Source organism: Metabacillus sp. cB07, assembly GCF_016839225.1.
Taxonomy (GTDB): Bacteria; Bacillota; Bacilli; order Bacillales; family Bacillaceae; genus Bacillus_P; species Bacillus_P indicus.
Genome location: NZ_CP069296.1, coordinates 2,228,121 through 2,244,006 on the forward strand (window position 1 = coordinate 2,228,121; position 15,886 = coordinate 2,244,006).

At 43.2% G+C, this 15,886-nt stretch carries 14 protein-coding genes; 4 read left to right on the forward strand and 10 right to left on the reverse strand.

The window, feature by feature from the left end; translation table 11 throughout:
* Positions 1-146: 146 nt before the first annotated feature.
* Positions 147-746 carry a hypothetical protein gene (locus tag JOJ89_RS11125; RefSeq protein WP_203287391.1) on the forward strand — a complete coding sequence of 200 codons (600 nt, stop codon included), beginning with the start codon at positions 147-149 and terminating at the stop codon, positions 744-746.
* Between the two features lie 33 nt (positions 747-779).
* On the opposite strand, the gene JOJ89_RS11130 is transcribed toward JOJ89_RS11125, so the two are convergent.
* The 4 genes from JOJ89_RS11130 to JOJ89_RS11145 form a co-directional block, all read right to left on the reverse strand.
* On the reverse strand, positions 780-1,778 hold the full coding sequence (locus JOJ89_RS11130) for an LLM class flavin-dependent oxidoreductase (protein ID WP_203287393.1): 999 nt from the start codon (positions 1,776-1,778) through the stop codon (positions 780-782).
* A 121-nt stretch (positions 1,779-1,899) separates the two neighbouring features.
* Complete coding sequence (locus JOJ89_RS11135; RefSeq protein ID WP_203287395.1) at positions 1,900-2,907, reverse strand: LLM class flavin-dependent oxidoreductase; 1,008 nt, start codon at positions 2,905-2,907, stop codon at positions 1,900-1,902.
* A gap of 144 nt (positions 2,908-3,051) precedes the next feature.
* Positions 3,052-3,624: a YitT family protein gene (locus JOJ89_RS11140; RefSeq protein ID WP_029280808.1), complete on the reverse strand. Its 573-nt coding sequence runs from the start codon at positions 3,622-3,624 to the stop codon at positions 3,052-3,054.
* Between the two features lie 96 nt (positions 3,625-3,720).
* Entirely contained in the window at positions 3,721-4,593 is an 873-nt protein-coding gene (locus JOJ89_RS11145) for a VanW family protein (protein WP_051827197.1), read from the reverse strand.
* Between the two features lie 239 nt (positions 4,594-4,832).
* On the opposite strand from JOJ89_RS11145, the gene ltaS reads away from it, so the two are divergent.
* The gene (gene ltaS / locus JOJ89_RS11150; protein ID WP_029566369.1) at positions 4,833-6,767 is read left to right on the forward strand and encodes a lipoteichoic acid synthase; all 1,935 of its coding nucleotides are present in this window, start codon (positions 4,833-4,835) and stop codon (positions 6,765-6,767) included.
* 42 nt (positions 6,768-6,809) lie between these two features.
* Here ltaS and JOJ89_RS11155 read toward each other — a convergent pair whose 3' ends face one another.
* The 5 genes from JOJ89_RS11155 to cdaS form a co-directional block, all read right to left on the reverse strand.
* Positions 6,810-7,364 (reverse strand): superoxide dismutase family protein, encoded by a 555-nt coding sequence (locus tag JOJ89_RS11155; protein ID WP_203287397.1) that lies wholly within the window; start codon positions 7,362-7,364, stop codon positions 6,810-6,812.
* 644 nt (positions 7,365-8,008) lie between these two features.
* Positions 8,009-9,037: a C40 family peptidase gene (locus tag JOJ89_RS11160; RefSeq protein WP_203287399.1), complete on the reverse strand. Its 1,029-nt coding sequence runs from the start codon at positions 9,035-9,037 to the stop codon at positions 8,009-8,011.
* A gap of 410 nt (positions 9,038-9,447) precedes the next feature.
* Positions 9,448-10,644, reverse strand: coding sequence for an MFS transporter (locus tag JOJ89_RS11165; RefSeq protein WP_029280800.1), 1,197 nt, complete (start codon positions 10,642-10,644; stop codon positions 9,448-9,450).
* 131 nt (positions 10,645-10,775) lie between these two features.
* Positions 10,776-12,110 (reverse strand): NCS2 family permease, encoded by a 1,335-nt coding sequence (locus JOJ89_RS11170; protein ID WP_029280799.1) that lies wholly within the window; start codon positions 12,108-12,110, stop codon positions 10,776-10,778.
* Between the two features lie 126 nt (positions 12,111-12,236).
* Positions 12,237-12,839: a sporulation-specific diadenylate cyclase CdaS gene (gene cdaS / locus JOJ89_RS11175; protein ID WP_051827199.1), complete on the reverse strand. Its 603-nt coding sequence runs from the start codon at positions 12,837-12,839 to the stop codon at positions 12,237-12,239.
* Positions 12,840-13,138: 299 nt separating this feature from the next.
* Here cdaS and JOJ89_RS11180 point away from each other — a divergent pair, with 299 nt between their 5' ends.
* Entirely contained in the window at positions 13,139-14,500 is a 1,362-nt protein-coding gene (locus JOJ89_RS11180; protein WP_029280796.1) for an MATE family efflux transporter, read from the forward strand.
* 77 nt (positions 14,501-14,577) lie between these two features.
* On the opposite strand, the gene JOJ89_RS11185 is transcribed toward JOJ89_RS11180, so the two are convergent.
* Entirely contained in the window at positions 14,578-14,985 is a 408-nt protein-coding gene (locus JOJ89_RS11185; protein ID WP_029280795.1) for an Lrp/AsnC family transcriptional regulator, read from the reverse strand.
* A 116-nt stretch (positions 14,986-15,101) separates the two neighbouring features.
* Here JOJ89_RS11185 and JOJ89_RS11190 point away from each other — a divergent pair, with 116 nt between their 5' ends.
* Positions 15,102-15,860, forward strand: coding sequence for an MBL fold metallo-hydrolase (locus JOJ89_RS11190; protein WP_029566372.1), 759 nt, complete (start codon positions 15,102-15,104; stop codon positions 15,858-15,860).
* Positions 15,861-15,886 lie beyond the last annotated feature (26 nt).

The window sequence follows — 15,886 nt, forward strand, 5'->3', positions numbered from 1 at the left end:
CAAATTTCTCTGCCCCAGTATACTAGAAAAAAACGCATGACTCAAAGGGATTGCCTTTTGCAAGCGCGTTCAAAGAAAAAACAGATTATAACTGGTGGATTGATGATCGGAAGTGCTACATTAAACTGTAAAGAAGAGGTGAATCTATGTTTAGTTTGTGGGCAGCCCTTATTGCTTATGCTGTATTTTTTGCGCCGGGAAAGAGCGGCGTGGAAGATGACATCATGAGAAACCTTTTGTCTGGTTCTTTTGAACAGGCAGATCCGCTGGTGGTTACGGTGTTTTCATTTTTGGGGATTTTCCCAATGATCTTTGCTTTATTGCTCTTGCCGAATGATACGCGGAAGCTTCCTGCATGGCCGTTTGTTATCGGATCATTTGCCCTTGGAGCTTTTTCGCTGCTCCCTTACTTCTTTTTGAGAAAAGAGCGTAAACATATGGAAAGGAAATTCTCAGAAAAAACGGAAAAGCTCCGTGATTCAAAATGGGTGATTTTGTTTCTTGCCGTGCTTACTGCCGGTCTATACCTTTTCGGCATCATTATGGGGTCAGTAGAGAGATATTCAGAGGCGTTTCAATCTTCGCAGCTTGTCAGTGTGATGACCGCTGACCTGTTTGTTTTAACATGGCTTTCGTGGTATGTGCTTAAGCATGAATACAAAATGGGCAGGAGAGCCTTTTATTGTTTTATTCCCGTTCTGGGTCCGCTTTGTTTGCTGCTTGCAAAAGCAAAAAAACAAGAGTGAAGATATTCCTTCACCCTTGTTGTAATAACTGATTTAACGGAGCAGTCCGGATACGATCTCGAATGAACGAAGACGTTCATGATGGTCGTAAATAGAAGCATTGACCATAATTTCGTTTGCGCCGGTTTCTTCTATGAATTTTTCCAGTTTCTCTTTGACCGTTCTTTCATTGCCGACAATAGATGAACCAAGCTGCTGATGAATGGCAGCTTTTTCATATGGCGTCCACAGCTCTTCCATATTTTCAACCGGAGGCTGCATTTTTCCTGGACGATTGCGGACAAGATTCAAAAACTGCTGCTGCATGGAAGTGGCAAGAAAAGCTGCTCTCTCATCTGTATCAGCAGCGATAACGTTGGCGCCAACCATTGCGTAAGGTTCGTCAAGTACCTCTGACGGTCTGAAGCTGCTTCTGTACAAATTCATTGCGGGCACCGTATGCTCTGGGGAAAAATGACTGGCAAAAGCAAACGGCAGGCCAAGTCTTCCTGCGAGCTGCGCGCTGAAGCCGCTTGAACCCAAAAGCCAAATTGGCACATTCAGACCTTTTCCGGGCACAGCTTTGACATGTGCTGCCTCTGTCGGGTTAAAGTATTCTCTTAATTCATCAAGCTGTTCAGGGAAGTCTTCCCCATTGCTCATGTTTTCTCGCCGCAGTGCACGGGCAGTGAGCTGGTCTGTTCCTGGAGCCCGTCCAAGTCCAAGATCAATTCTTCCGGAGTAAAGCGATTCAAGTGTTCCAAATTGCTCTGCGATCACAAGCGGAGAATGATTTGGAAGCATAATCCCGCCTGAACCCACACGTATGGTCGAGGTTCCTCCGGCAACATGGCCGATCAGCACAGCAGTTGCAGAGCTCGCGATTCCTTCCATATTATGATGCTCTGCCAGCCAGAAACGGTTATATCCCCATTTTTCGGCATGCTGGGCAAGATCCAGTGTGTTCTTAAATGCATCTGATGGTGTGCTTCCCTCTACAACGGGAGCAAGATCCAGAATAGAAAGCTTTACATCTTTTTTTGCATTGGACATAAAAAGTCCTCCTCCTGAGTACATCTTAAAGACGAATTTATAGAAACTTACAAAAAGTAAGCTTGTGATTGGCTTTTATTTTAACAAGGAAGAAGGATAAAAGAAACTAATTCGACTCCATTCAGCTATCCCCAATTTGAAAAGCTTCTGCAAGTAACCTGTACGACTCAAGTTTTTCTTTAATATCGTAAATGTTGGTCAGGATAAGGGCTTCATCTGTCTGATAATCTTCCGCTATCCGCTGCAGATCCTCCTTTATTTTCTCCGGAGTGCCGATCAGCATACGCTTGCGGTTCATTCGTATTTTGTTCTTTTGATCCTCATTGAACTTTATTTTTCCGGCTTGATCCGGAGAAATGATTCTTGTATCTCCCCCGCTTTCAACCTGAAGCAGCCAGGCATCCTGACTGCTTGCCAGATACTCGGCCTTCTCCTGAGATTCGGCACAGACTGCAAAAATGCAGAAATTTGTCTTCGGTTCTTTTAAGTGGCCGGCTGGCTTAAATTGCTCTCTGTAATCTTTCATAGCTTTTTTCCCGCTGACAGGGTTGATAAAGTGCCCGTATGTAAATGCCATCCCATGTTCAGCTGCCACTCTGGCTCCTCTGTGCGATATTCCGAGCAGCCACAAATCAGGTGAGGACGACAGTGGATCAGGCATCGCCTGTACCCCAGAAAAAGCATGCTCCGCAGGGAGGCCGCTGCTTAAGTACCCCTGTAAGTCCTTTAGCTGTCTTGGAAATTCGTTCATGCTCTTTCGCAGACCGTCTGTCAGTGCAAGACGTGTTTCTGCTGAACCTCCGGGAGAACGTCCAATGCCAAGGTCAATCCTGTTTGGAAAAAGCGTTTCAAGCGTACGAAACGTTTCAGCTACTTTCAGCGGACTGTACTGAGGAAGCAGCACACCGCCGGATCCGACTTTTATCCGTTCGGTATGAGAGGCGGCATGTGCCATCAAAATTTCCGGCGCTGTGCTTGCAAGACCGCTCGTGTTGTGATGTTCTGCAAACCAATACCGGCAATAGCCCAGCTTTTCAGCCTCTTTTACAAGGTGAAGAGATTGGGCAAGCGCATCTATGGCTGTAAACCCTTCTGAAATGGGCGACTGGTCTATTATACTAAGTTTCATTGCAACTGCTCCTCCCACTGGTGTAATTCCGCTTATGCCGAAGGAAAATGCCTTCTGCTTATAAGATTTATCTCAACCGCCTTTAAAAATCAAACAATTGAACTGCGGGAAAACAAAAACAGATCCCTCAGGACCTGTTATCTGCTATTCTTCCGGCTTCATGACAATTGACGTAACCAGCCCGATCACTGCGATGGTTATACAGGAAAAAACAAAACTCCTAAGTTCAAGTGTTTTATATCCCGCAAGAACGACAAGCCCGTCTACTAAAAGGATTGCGATGCCGATATTTAAGCTGGTATAGTCTGAAATCAGGCGTGCAAGCAGATCCGTTCCCCCGGTGCTTGTATCATTTCTGAGCATAATCCCGATTCCTATTCCTATAATGCATCCGCCTATTAATGAACTTAAAAAGATGGGCAGATCAAATGACGTCCTCAGAGGATCGAGCAGATCAATAAAGAACGCAGAAACGAGCAAACCATGAAAGCTGCTGTAAAAATACGCCGGCTTATAAAACCAGGCATACATGCATAGCGGAATACTGAACAATAAAATACATAATCCAGTCTTAAAATCAAAGTAATAATGCATAATAAGCGCCGCACCATCCACACCGCCGTCAATCAGATGGTGAGGGACAAGAAATCCGTTAATGCCTATGCCGATCAGCAAACTTCCTATTATAATGGCGGCTATCTTCTGTGTGATAAGCATCACCTTGCCTAAGAAAAGAGTCTTCTAACTATATGTCCAGGCATATTCTTTCAGAAGCATCTTTTTCAGACCGGCAAAATCAGCCGCCGCAAATCGTTACTTATTCCTTTCTGCACTCTTTTCGTACAGCACTTCCTTTGTGGAATAAATAGTCACCGTCACACTTGAGCTGTAAACAGCAGCCATGATCAGAACAGGCTCACTGTACTTGTTTGTGAACTTGAAATCAGGACCATACCAGCTGACGGTGGCATCCCGTCCCTTTGGCACATAGGGAACATTCCTCGAATGAGAAAACCGTTCAACTGTTTTCAAACCAGCATTGTCTGTCGCGTTAAATAAAGTAGACGAGACTTGGCAGATTCCGCCGCCAATTCCTTCCGCAAGCTCCCCTTTGATGATAATCGGAGCTTTCATATACCCTTTTGCAGCCGTTCTGTTCCCTACAACACCATTAAACGAGAAGGTTTCTCCAGGAAAAACAACTGTATTATTAATGGCTTCTGCTGCAAGGATTATGTTTTTAGTTCTTTGTACATTCCGTTTGTTGAAAAAAGTAGCATAGCTGCCGATCCGTGCTGAACGGATGCTAATTAAGAGATCACTGTCCACCCTGGGGTATAGATCCATTTTCGGCGCCTGGACTGTCATAGGCCCTTTCCCGTAAAAATAGGAATATAAAAGTTCGCGGAATTTTTCTCTGTGCAGCCTGTAGCCTTTTTTCTCCTGTATGATTGCCCCTGATTTACTTACCCAGGCATTTACAGGAGGCTTATACATTACGTTGTCCATTCGCGTTGACAGCTGATTAATTTTTTCATCGTTCATTATGTACATTTCTTCAGTAAGCTGCGCCAGGTCTTCCTTTGAAATGGTTCCAATAATCTTCGTCTGGTCTTTAATCAGCAGACTGTCATTCCCTGGCTGCTGAGTCAGCGCAATCAGCAAAGCGAAAATAGCCATTTTCATACACCATCACTCCCCTGCTTACTATTGGCTGCAGAGCATGACTTTATGTATGATTTACAAACAATTTCGCAAGAATTCATGATAGATTGTCAGATTGATTGAATTATAAGAAAGTTGACTTTTATACAGGGTATGCGTTATGATTTTTCTTATCTTTTGCTGAACAACTTAAACTTTTTCAAACTGACTGCTAACGATTTTTAAAAATGATACTAATTGATTACTAGAGGTGAAAAAAATTGAACAAATTACTTGCTAAGGGTTTTTTAAATAAGCATCTTGGCTTTTTTATTTTCGCGGTAGTATTACTGTGGATTAAAACCTACGCTGCTTATCAAACTGAATTTACATTAGGTATTGACAATGGGATTCAGCAGTTTCTTCTGTTCGTTAACCCGATCAGCTCAGCTGTTCTGTTTCTTGGATTAGCTCTTTTTGCAAAAGGAAAAAAGGCATTTATCTGGATGATCATTATTGATTTCCTAATGTCCTTCCTATTATATGCGAACCTTGTCTACTACCGTTTCTTTAATGACTTTATTACGGTACCAACTTTGACGCAGACGAAGAATGCAGGCGATCTTGGACAAAGTCTTGGAGCTCTTGTTAAACCATACGATGTCCTGTACTTCCTGGATGTTATTATTTTGATGATTCTTGTATTCGGTAAATTCGTCAAACCTGAAAATGTTCGAATGAAAGGCAAAAGAGTAGCGACTGTGATCGTTTCAGCTTTTGTTCTGTTCGGGGCAAATCTTGCTCTTGCTGAAATGGACCGTCCGCAATTACTGACACGGACATTTGACCGAAACTACCTTGTGAAATACCTTGGAATGTACAACTACACAATCTATGATGCAATTCAAAGTTCCAAGTCTTCTGCTCAGCGCGCACTTGCTGACAGCAATGACGTCACTGAAGTACTCAACTACACAAAAGCGACACAGGCCAAACCTAACCCTGAATACTTCGGCAAGGCTGAAGGCATGAACGTCATCTATATTTCACTTGAATCGCTGCAGACTTTTGCGATTGATTATAAAATAAACGGCGAAGAAGTAACGCCATTCTTAAACTCACTGACGAAAGATAAAAATACTCTTTACTTTGATAATTTCTTCCATCAAACAGGCCAGGGTAAAACGTCTGACGCCGAGTTTATGGTAGAAAATTCATTATACCCTCTTCCGCAGGGAGCTGTATTTACAACAAAAGCTGAAAACACGTATCAGGCAGCACCGGCAATCATGGATCAAAAGGGTTATTCGACCGGCGTATTCCACGGCAACTACAAGTCGTTCTGGAATCGCGATGTGATGTATAAATCACTTGGATATGAACAATTCTTCGACGCTGAGTATTACTCAATGAAAGAAGAAGATGTTGTAAACTACGGATTAAAAGATAAACCATTCTTTGAAGAGTCGATTCCGCTCCTAAAATCAATGGAGCAGCCGTTTTACACGAAGTTCATTTCATTAACAAACCATTTCCCTTATCCGATTGAAGAAGATGAGGCAACCATTGACCCTCATACAACCGGAGACGGATCTGTTGACCGCTACTTCCAGACGGCACGCTACATGGATGAATCTCTTAAGCAGTTCTTTGAAGACCTGAAGAAATCAGGCATGTATGACAATACAATGATCGTCATGTACGGTGACCATTACGGAATTTCAGAAAACCATAACAAAGCAATGTCTCAAGTAATGGGCAAAGAAATCAACGGCTTTGAGCACGCACAGCTGCAGAGAGTTCCGCTCTTCATTCATGCCCCTGGGTTAAAAGGCGGAGAGCAGCACCAATTCGGCGGCACAGTTGATATTCGCCCTACTGTTCTTAACTTGCTTGGCGTTGATACAAAAGACTATATCCAAATGGGTACAGACTTAATGTCAAAAGACCACCAGCAAGTTGTACCGTTCAGAAACGGAGACTTCGTTACTCCTGAATTCTCTTCTGTTGACGGCAAGTTTTACGATACAAAAACAGGAGAGCTTGTAAAAGAAAACAAAGAAATCAAACAAACGGAAGAAATGGTAGACAAAAAGCTGACAATCTCAGATAAAATCGTCTACGGTGACCTTCTCCGTTTCCACACTCCTGAAGGCTTTAAAAAAGTTGATCCTAATCAGTACCGCTACATGGGTCCTGATGAAAAAGAAGAGTAATCAAAAGCTGATGAGATCTCATTCTCATCAGCTTTTTTGTATTCAGTTCACGATAGCCCCGCAGGCAATCCGGTTTCCTGCATTTCCTGCCGGATCCGTCTGATAATCATCTTTCGACTCGTGGATAATCAGCGAGCTTCCATCCTCATCAAGCAGGGAATTCTTTTTCCCCTGCATCAAGGTAACATCCGCTGTCTGCAGTTCTACATCCACCTTCCCCTTCTCGTTAATTTCAATGTTAGGAAGATCTCCTGCATGATAGCCTTTTGGATTGTCGAATCCATGCTGTTTTTTCTTCGGATTAAAATGACCTCCCGCCGTTTTAAAATCTGGTTTATCGCACTTTCCCGTTTCATGGATGTGAATGGCTTTTATGCCTGGCGGCAGCCCTTCCGCCTTCAGCCTGATTGATACGCCTTTTCCCGTGTCAGCAAATACGGCCGTTCCAATTTTAATACCCTCGCTGTTTATCATCTCTGCTGTAACCGGAGCAGCAGTTCGCCCGCTCACAGGTGCTGACTCCTCACTTGAAGCTGTGCAGCCGCTAAGCGCCGTGACAGCAGACAGTAAAACCGCTGATACAATATGTTTTTTCATGATCCAGCCTCCATTTCAAAAAATTCTCTAGTAGGTTGTGCATAATGGTTGAATTTTAAAACGGAGTGAGTGATTATGTGAATCTTTCTTGAGTGTTTTCTTTCTCTGAATGGGGTTGTACCGGTTTATTGAGAGAACCATATGTATGGCTTTTTTTATGCTGGGAGGTTATATCATGTGGGTTTATGACCCTTTAGATACTCTCCTTCATGCTGAAGGGTTATATCATGGCTGCTTATGACCTTTCACACATTCTCTTCCATGCTGAAGGGTCATATCACGCGGGCTTATGACCTTTCACACACTCTCCTTCATGCTGAAGGGTTATATCACGCCTGCTTATGACCTTTCACACACTCTCCTTCATGCTGAAGGGTTATATCACGCGGGCTTATGACCTTTCACACATTCTCTTCCATGCTGAAGGGTTATATCACGCGGGCTTATGACCTTTCACACACTCTCCTTCATGCTGAAGGGTTATATCACGCCTGCTTATGACCTTTCACACACTCTCCCTCAATCTGAATGGTCATAACTTATTTCTGAAATGCAAAAATATAAGTCTTTTGCAAACAACGTCTTCATTATTAAAAACAAAAAAATCCGTCCCCTTTAAAAAGGAACGGATTTCAAACAGCTTCTTATTTTAAATATCTTCTAGCTCCCAGGTATCTTGCTTTCCAGTAGGAGTTGTCAAGCTTCGAAACGGTAACACCTGATGAGCTTGCGTGAATAAATTCACCATTTCCTAGGTAGATCCCCATATGGGATGGACCTGCTTTATAAGTAGTGAAATAAACGAAGTCACCTTTTTGCGGCGAGCTGACAGACGTCATTATGTCCCAGTAGCCTGCAGTGCTCAGGCGGGATACGGACGTTACTTTGTTCAGTACATAGTACATATAGCCGCTGCAGTCAAAACCTGACGGTGTATTGCCGCCCCAGCGGTACGGAACACCGATGTGTTTTTTGGCTTCGGCAATCATTGTGTCTATTTTACTGCTTGCAGATGGCTTTGTTTCTTCCACTTCTTTAGGCGGCTGTGCGCCTGAACCTTTAACTTTGAGAACCTGTCCTGCATATATGGTATCAGATTTCAGATTATTCATCGCTTTCAGTTCAGCTACAGTCAGATCAAATGCATTCGCAATTTTACCGAGATAGTCGCCAAGCTGAACCTTATATGTAGAAGTTTGATTCACCGGTGCTGCCGGTTTTGGACTCTGCACAGGGGCTGAAGGTGCAGCTGAAGGGGCTGATTTGCTGACCTTTAAAACCTGACCAGGCCGGATCAAATCGGATTTAAGACCGTTCCAGCTTTTCAGCTCGTTTACAGATACCTTATGTTTTGCTGCAATGACCCATAGTGAATCACCTGATTTGACAGTGTATGCAGCCGTTTCCGCAGGCGTTTGCACCGGAGCAGGTTTTGCCGCTGAGGGCTTAGAATTTTGAACACCTGAAATTTGAAGGACTTGTCCAGGGTAAATCAGATCACTCGTCAATTTATTTGTCTGTTTAATCGTTTGGATAGTTGTTTTATAGTCACGTGACAATTTCCACAGCGAATCGCCTTTTTGTATGGTTACACTTGCTGCTGAAGCTGCAGAACCAATGAGGCCTGAGCCTATGACAGCTGAAGCAGTCAACCCGAGAATCTTCTTTTTCATCTTCTGCTATGTACCTCCTTTTTTCTTACTTCACTATTTTAATAGATTAGGGCATTAATTACTACAAATTTCTAAAAATAGTATGATTTTCTTACTTTTTACGACGGAAAATGTCAATTTTATCCCGAAAAATCCCCGTAAAATGACATACTGATGCTTTTTTCCCTGGAGCATCTTTTGTCTCAGGAACATATACTATTTAAAAGGAAACAGGGTGTTTGGGATGGCAAAAAGATCAAGAGGCAAGACTTTATGGAGAATGGCATCACGGGCCAGGGGAACGTGCCCAATATGCGGAACACAGCGTATTAAGCTCCTTTACCCGAGCCTTCAGGACGGACAGAAGCTGACAGTCTGCAAAAAGTGCAGAAATAAATAAAACGAAAAAAAGAGAGGTCTCACCTCTCTTTTTACTTGCTTTCACTTAAACCAGCAATCTCATTTCTCTGAAAATACTTCATACCGTATAAAATGACGAGCAGGAGCGAAAGCGTGCCGAATATAAGGACCATAAACTGCAGTCCAATCGTATCAAGAAACAGCCCTGTACCCAGCAATACGATCTGAAACATGACCCGGTCAAGCATATTCCTGAATGAAAAGAAGCGTCCGTGATACTCTTTTGGTATTTTTGTCTGAAAGATGGTTGAAACGATTGGGAAGAAGCATCCGACGCCAAGTCCAAATACCCCAAACGAAACAAGTGACATCCACATAATATCACTGAAGAATAAACTTAAATGAGCAATGGAAATAACGAGCGCAAAGACAAACAGCATGTGAACAGATGAAAAACGGTGCGTAATTTTCTTAACGAAAAAGGCGCCGATCATAAAAGCAATTCCCTCTACCGTATACAGCAGTCCTTTAATGGATGTGCTGTCCTGCAGTTCACTGATGTTGATGACCATGAGATTAAAACCGCCGATAAAAAGCACTGGTATAATTGTCAGGACAAGCGCTGTGATCGCGATAGGCGCAGCCTTCAGCACCGGAAGAACTTCTCTGAAGGAACCCGAACCTCCTGTACCGTTCTTTTCTTTTTTCTCTTCCTCAAAATCAAGCAGGAACGTTGCTCCGAACAGTATGGCATAGGCAGCCATAGAAAGAGCATAGATGGATGTTAAACTCATAAAGACAAGCAGTGCCCCTGCCAGTGCCGTCCCAATGACCCTTGCAATGGTCGCAACGTTCATATGGACCCCGTTCATCTGTATCAGATCCTGATCCTTGACGATAATCGGAATAACAGCCTGCAAAGCAGGAAAATAAAAAGCAGCCGACAGCTGAATGCTGATCATAAACAAAACCATAAATAAGAGTGAGTCAAGACCGATTGCAATAAACATAAACACGACACTCACCATCCGCCCGAGGCCGGAGTAGATCAGCACCGTTTTTTTCGAACAGCTGTCAATCAGTCTCCCCGCCAATGGACCGACAAGCACTCCGGCAAGCAGACCAGTAAACAGAATGAGCGATTTCATAAAGTCTGATGGTACATTTTTCTGCATGAACTCAAGGTTACCAATAATTCCAAACCACAGTCCCAGTCCGGCAATGAACTCTCCGCTAAGCACAATCCAGACATTTTTATTTTTCCACATCGTATTGTCCCCGTTTTCTTAGCTGATCCAGCTGAATATTTTCTATCTATACTATAGCACCGGCTGATTTATTTCGCCACACGAAAAAAGTTGCTTTTCATACGAAAAAAAGAGACCGTTTTTGGTCTCTATTAAATCATTGTATAAAAGTTGATTAAGAACGCAGCCGTAATGACATACATCATCCAGTGAAGCTCTCTCACTCTGCCTGTAAATACTTTTAGGAGTGTATAGGAAATAAATCCGAAAGCCACTCCTTCCGCGATGCTGAATGTAAGAGGCATCATAATAATCGTTAAAAAGGCAGGTATCAATTCTGTCAGATCATCAAAGTGTATTTCCTTCAGCTCTGTCAGCATGAAGGCGCCGATGATGACAAGGACAGGAGCGGTAGCTGCATTTGGAATGAACTGAATGAGCGGTGTGAACAGGAGTGTCAGCAAAAACAGCAGCGCGGCGAAGACTGCTTTCAGACCCGTTCTTCCGCCTTCTGCAATTCCGGTTGCATTTTCAATATATGTGTTCATGGCTGTGCTGCCGAAAACGGCGCTTATCATGGTGCCGAGTGCACCTGTTGTAAGTGCACGCTTCATATGAGGTGTTTCACCGTTTTCATCGGTCAGATTGGCTTTTTTCGTCAGCCCGATTAATGTAGCAAGCGTGTCAAAAAGTTCAACAATCGTGAATGAAAAAATGACTGAGAAAATCCCGTATCCGATGGCTGCCATAATATCCAGCTTCAAAAACGTCAGTTCAACAGAAGGCCAGTCCGTCGAAAAGATGTCGCCTGCTGATGCCGGAACAGGCGAATGGCCGGTTGCCATTGAAAGAATGGTAATAATAAAAATGCTCAAAATCAAGCCGCCTTTGATGTTTCTCGAAACGAGAGCGGCTGCCAGTATAAGTCCAAGAAGCGAAAGCCACGTACCTTTATCCGAGATGTTTCCCAGTGCAACATAAGTGGATTCATCAGGTACAATAATTCCTCCGTTTTTCAGGCCGATAAAGGCTACAAAAAGGCCGATTCCGGCTGTAATCGATGCTTTAAGCGTTTTTGGGATAGCCGAAACAACTTTAGAACTTACCCCGGTAACCGAAAGCAAAAAGAAAACGAGTCCCGAGATAAACACAGCGCCAAGTGCTGTTTCCCACGAAAGGCCCTGTCCAAGCACCACCGTGTATGTAAAAAAGGCGTTGAGCCCCATCCCCGGGCCGATGACGATCGGCAAATTAGCCCACAGACCCATGAGCATTGTTGTTAAGACGATAGCCAAAATGGTACCCGCAAGTGCTGCCTCTTTCGGCATCCCCGCTTCTGAAAGAATAATCGGGTTGACTAAAATGATGTAGCTGACAGTCATAAATGTTGTCAAAGCTGCCAGAAATTCCGTCTTAACGGATGTATTCCGTTCATCAAGCTTGAAATAATCATTCAGGAGTGAACGGGATTTGCTGCTGTCTTTCATGTCTATTCTCCTCCTCAAGTTATGAAGAGCGCTGTCTTACTATGATGAAAGTTCAATCAAAGAATAAAGGCAAAGCTCGTCAATTAAAAACTACATTATATGCTTTTTTTCAAAAAAAGAAAAGCCTTAATCCGAGCTGAACGGATACAGCCCCCCGTCAATCGCAAAGGACATTTTCCCCGTTTCTTCTGATACAACTAAAGCGATGGCGTCTGTTTTCTCTGTTATGCCGAGTGCGGCACGGTGCCTTGTCCCCATCTTTGTTCCAGAATTTTTAATGGAAAGCGGGAGCACGTTTGCTGCTGAAACGATTCTTGTGCCCGAAATAAGCACGGCCCCGTCATGAAGAGGATTTCCGGGATAAAAAATGCTCTCAAGCAGTGATTCTGTTAGCTCTGCATTTATCTGAACCCCGTTTTGAAGTAACCCCTTCAGCGGATCTTTCCGTTCAATCACGATTAATCCGCCATGCTTATGCTTTGCAAGCTCCTGAATGACTTTGGAAAGCACCTCATAGTGCGGTGTATATTCGGACAAATAGGCCTGAAGATAATAAGACGAAGCCTGTGCCTGCAGCTGCTGGAAAGTTTTATGCAGCTCATCGAGTTCGCACAGGAGGCAATAATTTTTCACATGCAGCGAGGACATAAGCTGCTCTGATTCTTTTATGATCACGCCAAGCTGATGATAAATATGTTTTTTAATCGGGTCCAGCGGTTCATGTTCCACTCCGCACTCTCCTCTCCGGAAAATCTTTTTTAGTGTTTGAAACGAAGAGTCATCTCATGCAAGAAATTCCCAAAAACGGTTAATACTAATAAAAATTTTCGGGGAGGGTTTACCGTGACTGTTATGAAAATTGTTCAATATTTGTTCTCTGGAATGGGTGTCGTCATCCTTGGTTTCTTCTATTATCAAATGTTTAAACCGCAAAAAAAAGAGATGGAACAGAAACCGAAATAATGACTGGCCATTCTCTTTTCGTGGTATAATTCTTTCGTTACTCTACAGAAACGGAGAAGGCAGCCATGAAACAAACATATACGTTATGGGATAAAAGCAAACAGTTCTTCCACATTCTGCTTCCAATCTTAATTACACAAGTAGCGCTTTATTCAATGAATTTTTTTGATACCACGATGTCCGGAAAGGTCAGCCCTGGAGATCTTGCAGGTGTTGCCATCGGTTCAAGCGTATGGGTTCCGGTTTATACAGGACTGAGCGGCATTTTGCTTGCTGTCACTCCAATTGTCTCTCAATACGCCGGCGCAAAGCAAAGAGACAAAATTCCGTTTACCGTCATTCAGGGACTATATTTGTCTGTTCTTCTTGCTTCAGCAGTTGCACTCGCCGGATTTTTTGTCTTGGATCCGATCCTGCATTCAATGAACCTGGAAGATCATGTACGGGAAACAGCAAAATATTATCTTGCGGCGCTCGCTTTAGGAATACTTCCGCTGTTTTCTTACAATGTTCTCCGGTGCTTTATAGATGCGCTGGGCTTTACACGGGTGTCAATGTTTATTACCCTGCTTTCCCTGCCGATCAATATCGTATTTAACTATCTGTTTATCTTCGGAAAGTTTGGCTTTCCGGCTCTTGGAGGCGTGGGAGCTGGTGTAGCTTCTGCGATTACCTATTGGTCGATTATGCTGATTTCCGTTTATGTCGTTCATAAAAAAGTTCCCTTCTCAGATTACGGCATTTTCAGCAAATGGTATAAAGCTTCCGTCAAGGCATGGGTTGAGCTTTTGAAGATCGGCATTCCAATCGGCATTGCCATTTTCTTTGAAACAAGTATTTTCGCCGCTGTGACCCTGCTCATGAGCACTTACGATACCGTGACGATCGCTTCCCACCAAATTGCCCTTAATTTTGCTTCACTCCTGTACATGCTCCCGCTGAGCATATCTATGGCCCTCACCATTGTCATAGGGTTTGAAGTCGGAGCAAAACGCTACAAAGATGCAAAAGAATACAGTTATCTGGGAATTGTGCTTGCTGTTTTGCTCTCGTTGCTGACAGCTGCTGTCATTTACTTTTTCAGAAGCGAAATTGCAGGCATTTACACAAATGACCAGGTTGTTGTCGCCCTATCGGCACAGTTTTTGATTTACGCCATCTTCTTCCAGCTTTCCGATGCGATTGCTGCTCCTATTCAGGGAGCGCTCAGGGGATATAAAGATGTAAATGTTACGCTATTAATGGCCCTGGTCTCCTACTGGGTGATCGGACTGCCAACAGGATACTATCTTGCAGCAAACACAGATTTCATGGCCTTCGGCTACTGGATTGGCCTGATTGCAGGACTTGCAGCAGCGGCAGTAGCTCTTTCTGCAAGGCTCTGGTTCATACAAAACAGAGTATATGGTGAAAAACAGCGGGGCTGAGCGATTTCTGCACTTATTCATATAAACAAAACCCCCGGATCTACCGGGGGTTTTGTTTATAATCAGAACATTTTTTATCAGCTGGATTTGATAACGATTGAAAGTTTGTAGTTCGCATACAAATTCAAGCCATTTAGGAATTCATCCAGGTCTTCATTTTTATGAAACTTACATTCAATTAAGTAACAGCCTTCCCCGCTTATTTTATAAAGACTGGAGACATCTTTTTTATCAATAAACTCAAGTAGGGGTTTATGATTTTGGTTTCTTGTATAAACATTGATAAATGCATGAATCAGTTTTCCTGTTTTCTGATCATTTACATGGATGGTATAACCTTCGATAATGCCCTCTTCCTCAAGTTTGAGTACTCTGGCTGATGCTGCCTGACCAGTCAAATGAACTTTTTTGCCCAGTTCTTTCATCGTTATTCTTCCGTTTTTTCTAAGCTCCCCAATGATCTTAAGGTCCGTAGCATCCGGCACGCGGCAAACACCCTTTCAATAATCAAGCCAAATCTCCTAAAGACTTGATTTTATCTATGTATTACCTTCTGTCTGTATTTTATACTAATACAGAAAAGTTGAGAAGGAGGAACACAATGTACATTCAACAAATACGAAACGCAACTTTAAAAGTGCAATATGCAGGTAAAACTTTTTTGATCGATCCATTTTTCGCAGAAAAACACTCGATGCCTCCGTTTCCAAACACACCAAATCAGAATAGGAGAAATCCGCTTTTGGATCTTCCTGTACCGGTTGAAGAACTCATACACGCTGATGCTGTAATTGTTACACATTTGCACCCTGATCATTTTGATCAAGCTGCCGTCGAAGCATTGCCTAAAGACATAACCATTCTTGCGCAGAGTACAGAAGATGCAGAAGAAATCCGTAAATATGGTTTTACTGGGGTTTCAGCCATTGATGATGTTCAGTTTTTTGAAGGAATTAGGCTGATGCGTACATCAGGACAGCACGGAAGAGGAGACATCACTAAAATGACAGGGCCCGTTTCAGGGATTGTCTTTAAACATGCTCATGAGCCGGCGTTATATGTTGCCGGAGATACAGTCTGGTGCAGTGAGGTTGAAGCAGCACTCGATCTTCATCAGCCGGAAGTTGTGGTTGTAAACGGAGGTTCAGCTCAGTTTCTTGAAGGCGGTCCTATCACAATGACAGCTGAGGACATTTTTGCTGTTAAGGAAGCTGCTCCTCAGACCGAGATCGTCGTTTCACACATGGAGGCTTTAAATCACTGCCTTTTAACCCGAAGTGAGCTTCACCGTATAATTAAAGAGAAAAATCTCTGCAACTCTGTTTTTGTACCCGAGGACGGGGAAACTCTAAAATTCTAAACAGAGAAAAACAGAAAAACGAGTGC

Excerpts from the sequence above, each read along its gene's own strand:
- JOJ89_RS11125 (WP_203287391.1), top strand. The coding sequence starts at position 147 with ATGTTTAGTTTGTGGGCAGCCCTTATTGCTTATGCTGTATTTTTTGCG.
- JOJ89_RS11130 (WP_203287393.1), bottom strand. The coding sequence starts at position 1,778 with ATGTCCAATGCAAAAAAAGATGTAAAGCTTTCTATTCTGGATCTTGCT.
- JOJ89_RS11135 (WP_203287395.1), bottom strand. The coding sequence starts at position 2,907 with ATGAAACTTAGTATAATAGACCAGTCGCCCATTTCAGAAGGGTTTACA.
- JOJ89_RS11140 (WP_029280808.1), bottom strand. The coding sequence starts at position 3,624 with ATGCTTATCACACAGAAGATAGCCGCCATTATAATAGGAAGTTTGCTG.
- JOJ89_RS11145 (WP_051827197.1), bottom strand. The coding sequence starts at position 4,593 with ATGAAAATGGCTATTTTCGCTTTGCTGATTGCGCTGACTCAGCAGCCA.
- JOJ89_RS11155 (WP_203287397.1), bottom strand. The coding sequence starts at position 7,364 with ATGAAAAAACATATTGTATCAGCGGTTTTACTGTCTGCTGTCACGGCG.
- JOJ89_RS11160 (WP_203287399.1), bottom strand. The coding sequence starts at position 9,037 with ATGAAAAAGAAGATTCTCGGGTTGACTGCTTCAGCTGTCATAGGCTCA.
- JOJ89_RS11165 (WP_029280800.1), bottom strand. The coding sequence starts at position 10,644 with ATGTGGAAAAATAAAAATGTCTGGATTGTGCTTAGCGGAGAGTTCATT.
- JOJ89_RS11170 (WP_029280799.1), bottom strand. The coding sequence starts at position 12,110 with ATGAAAGACAGCAGCAAATCCCGTTCACTCCTGAATGATTATTTCAAG.
- JOJ89_RS11180 (WP_029280796.1), top strand. The coding sequence starts at position 13,139 with ATGAAACAAACATATACGTTATGGGATAAAAGCAAACAGTTCTTCCAC.
- JOJ89_RS11190 (WP_029566372.1), top strand. The coding sequence starts at position 15,102 with ATGTACATTCAACAAATACGAAACGCAACTTTAAAAGTGCAATATGCA.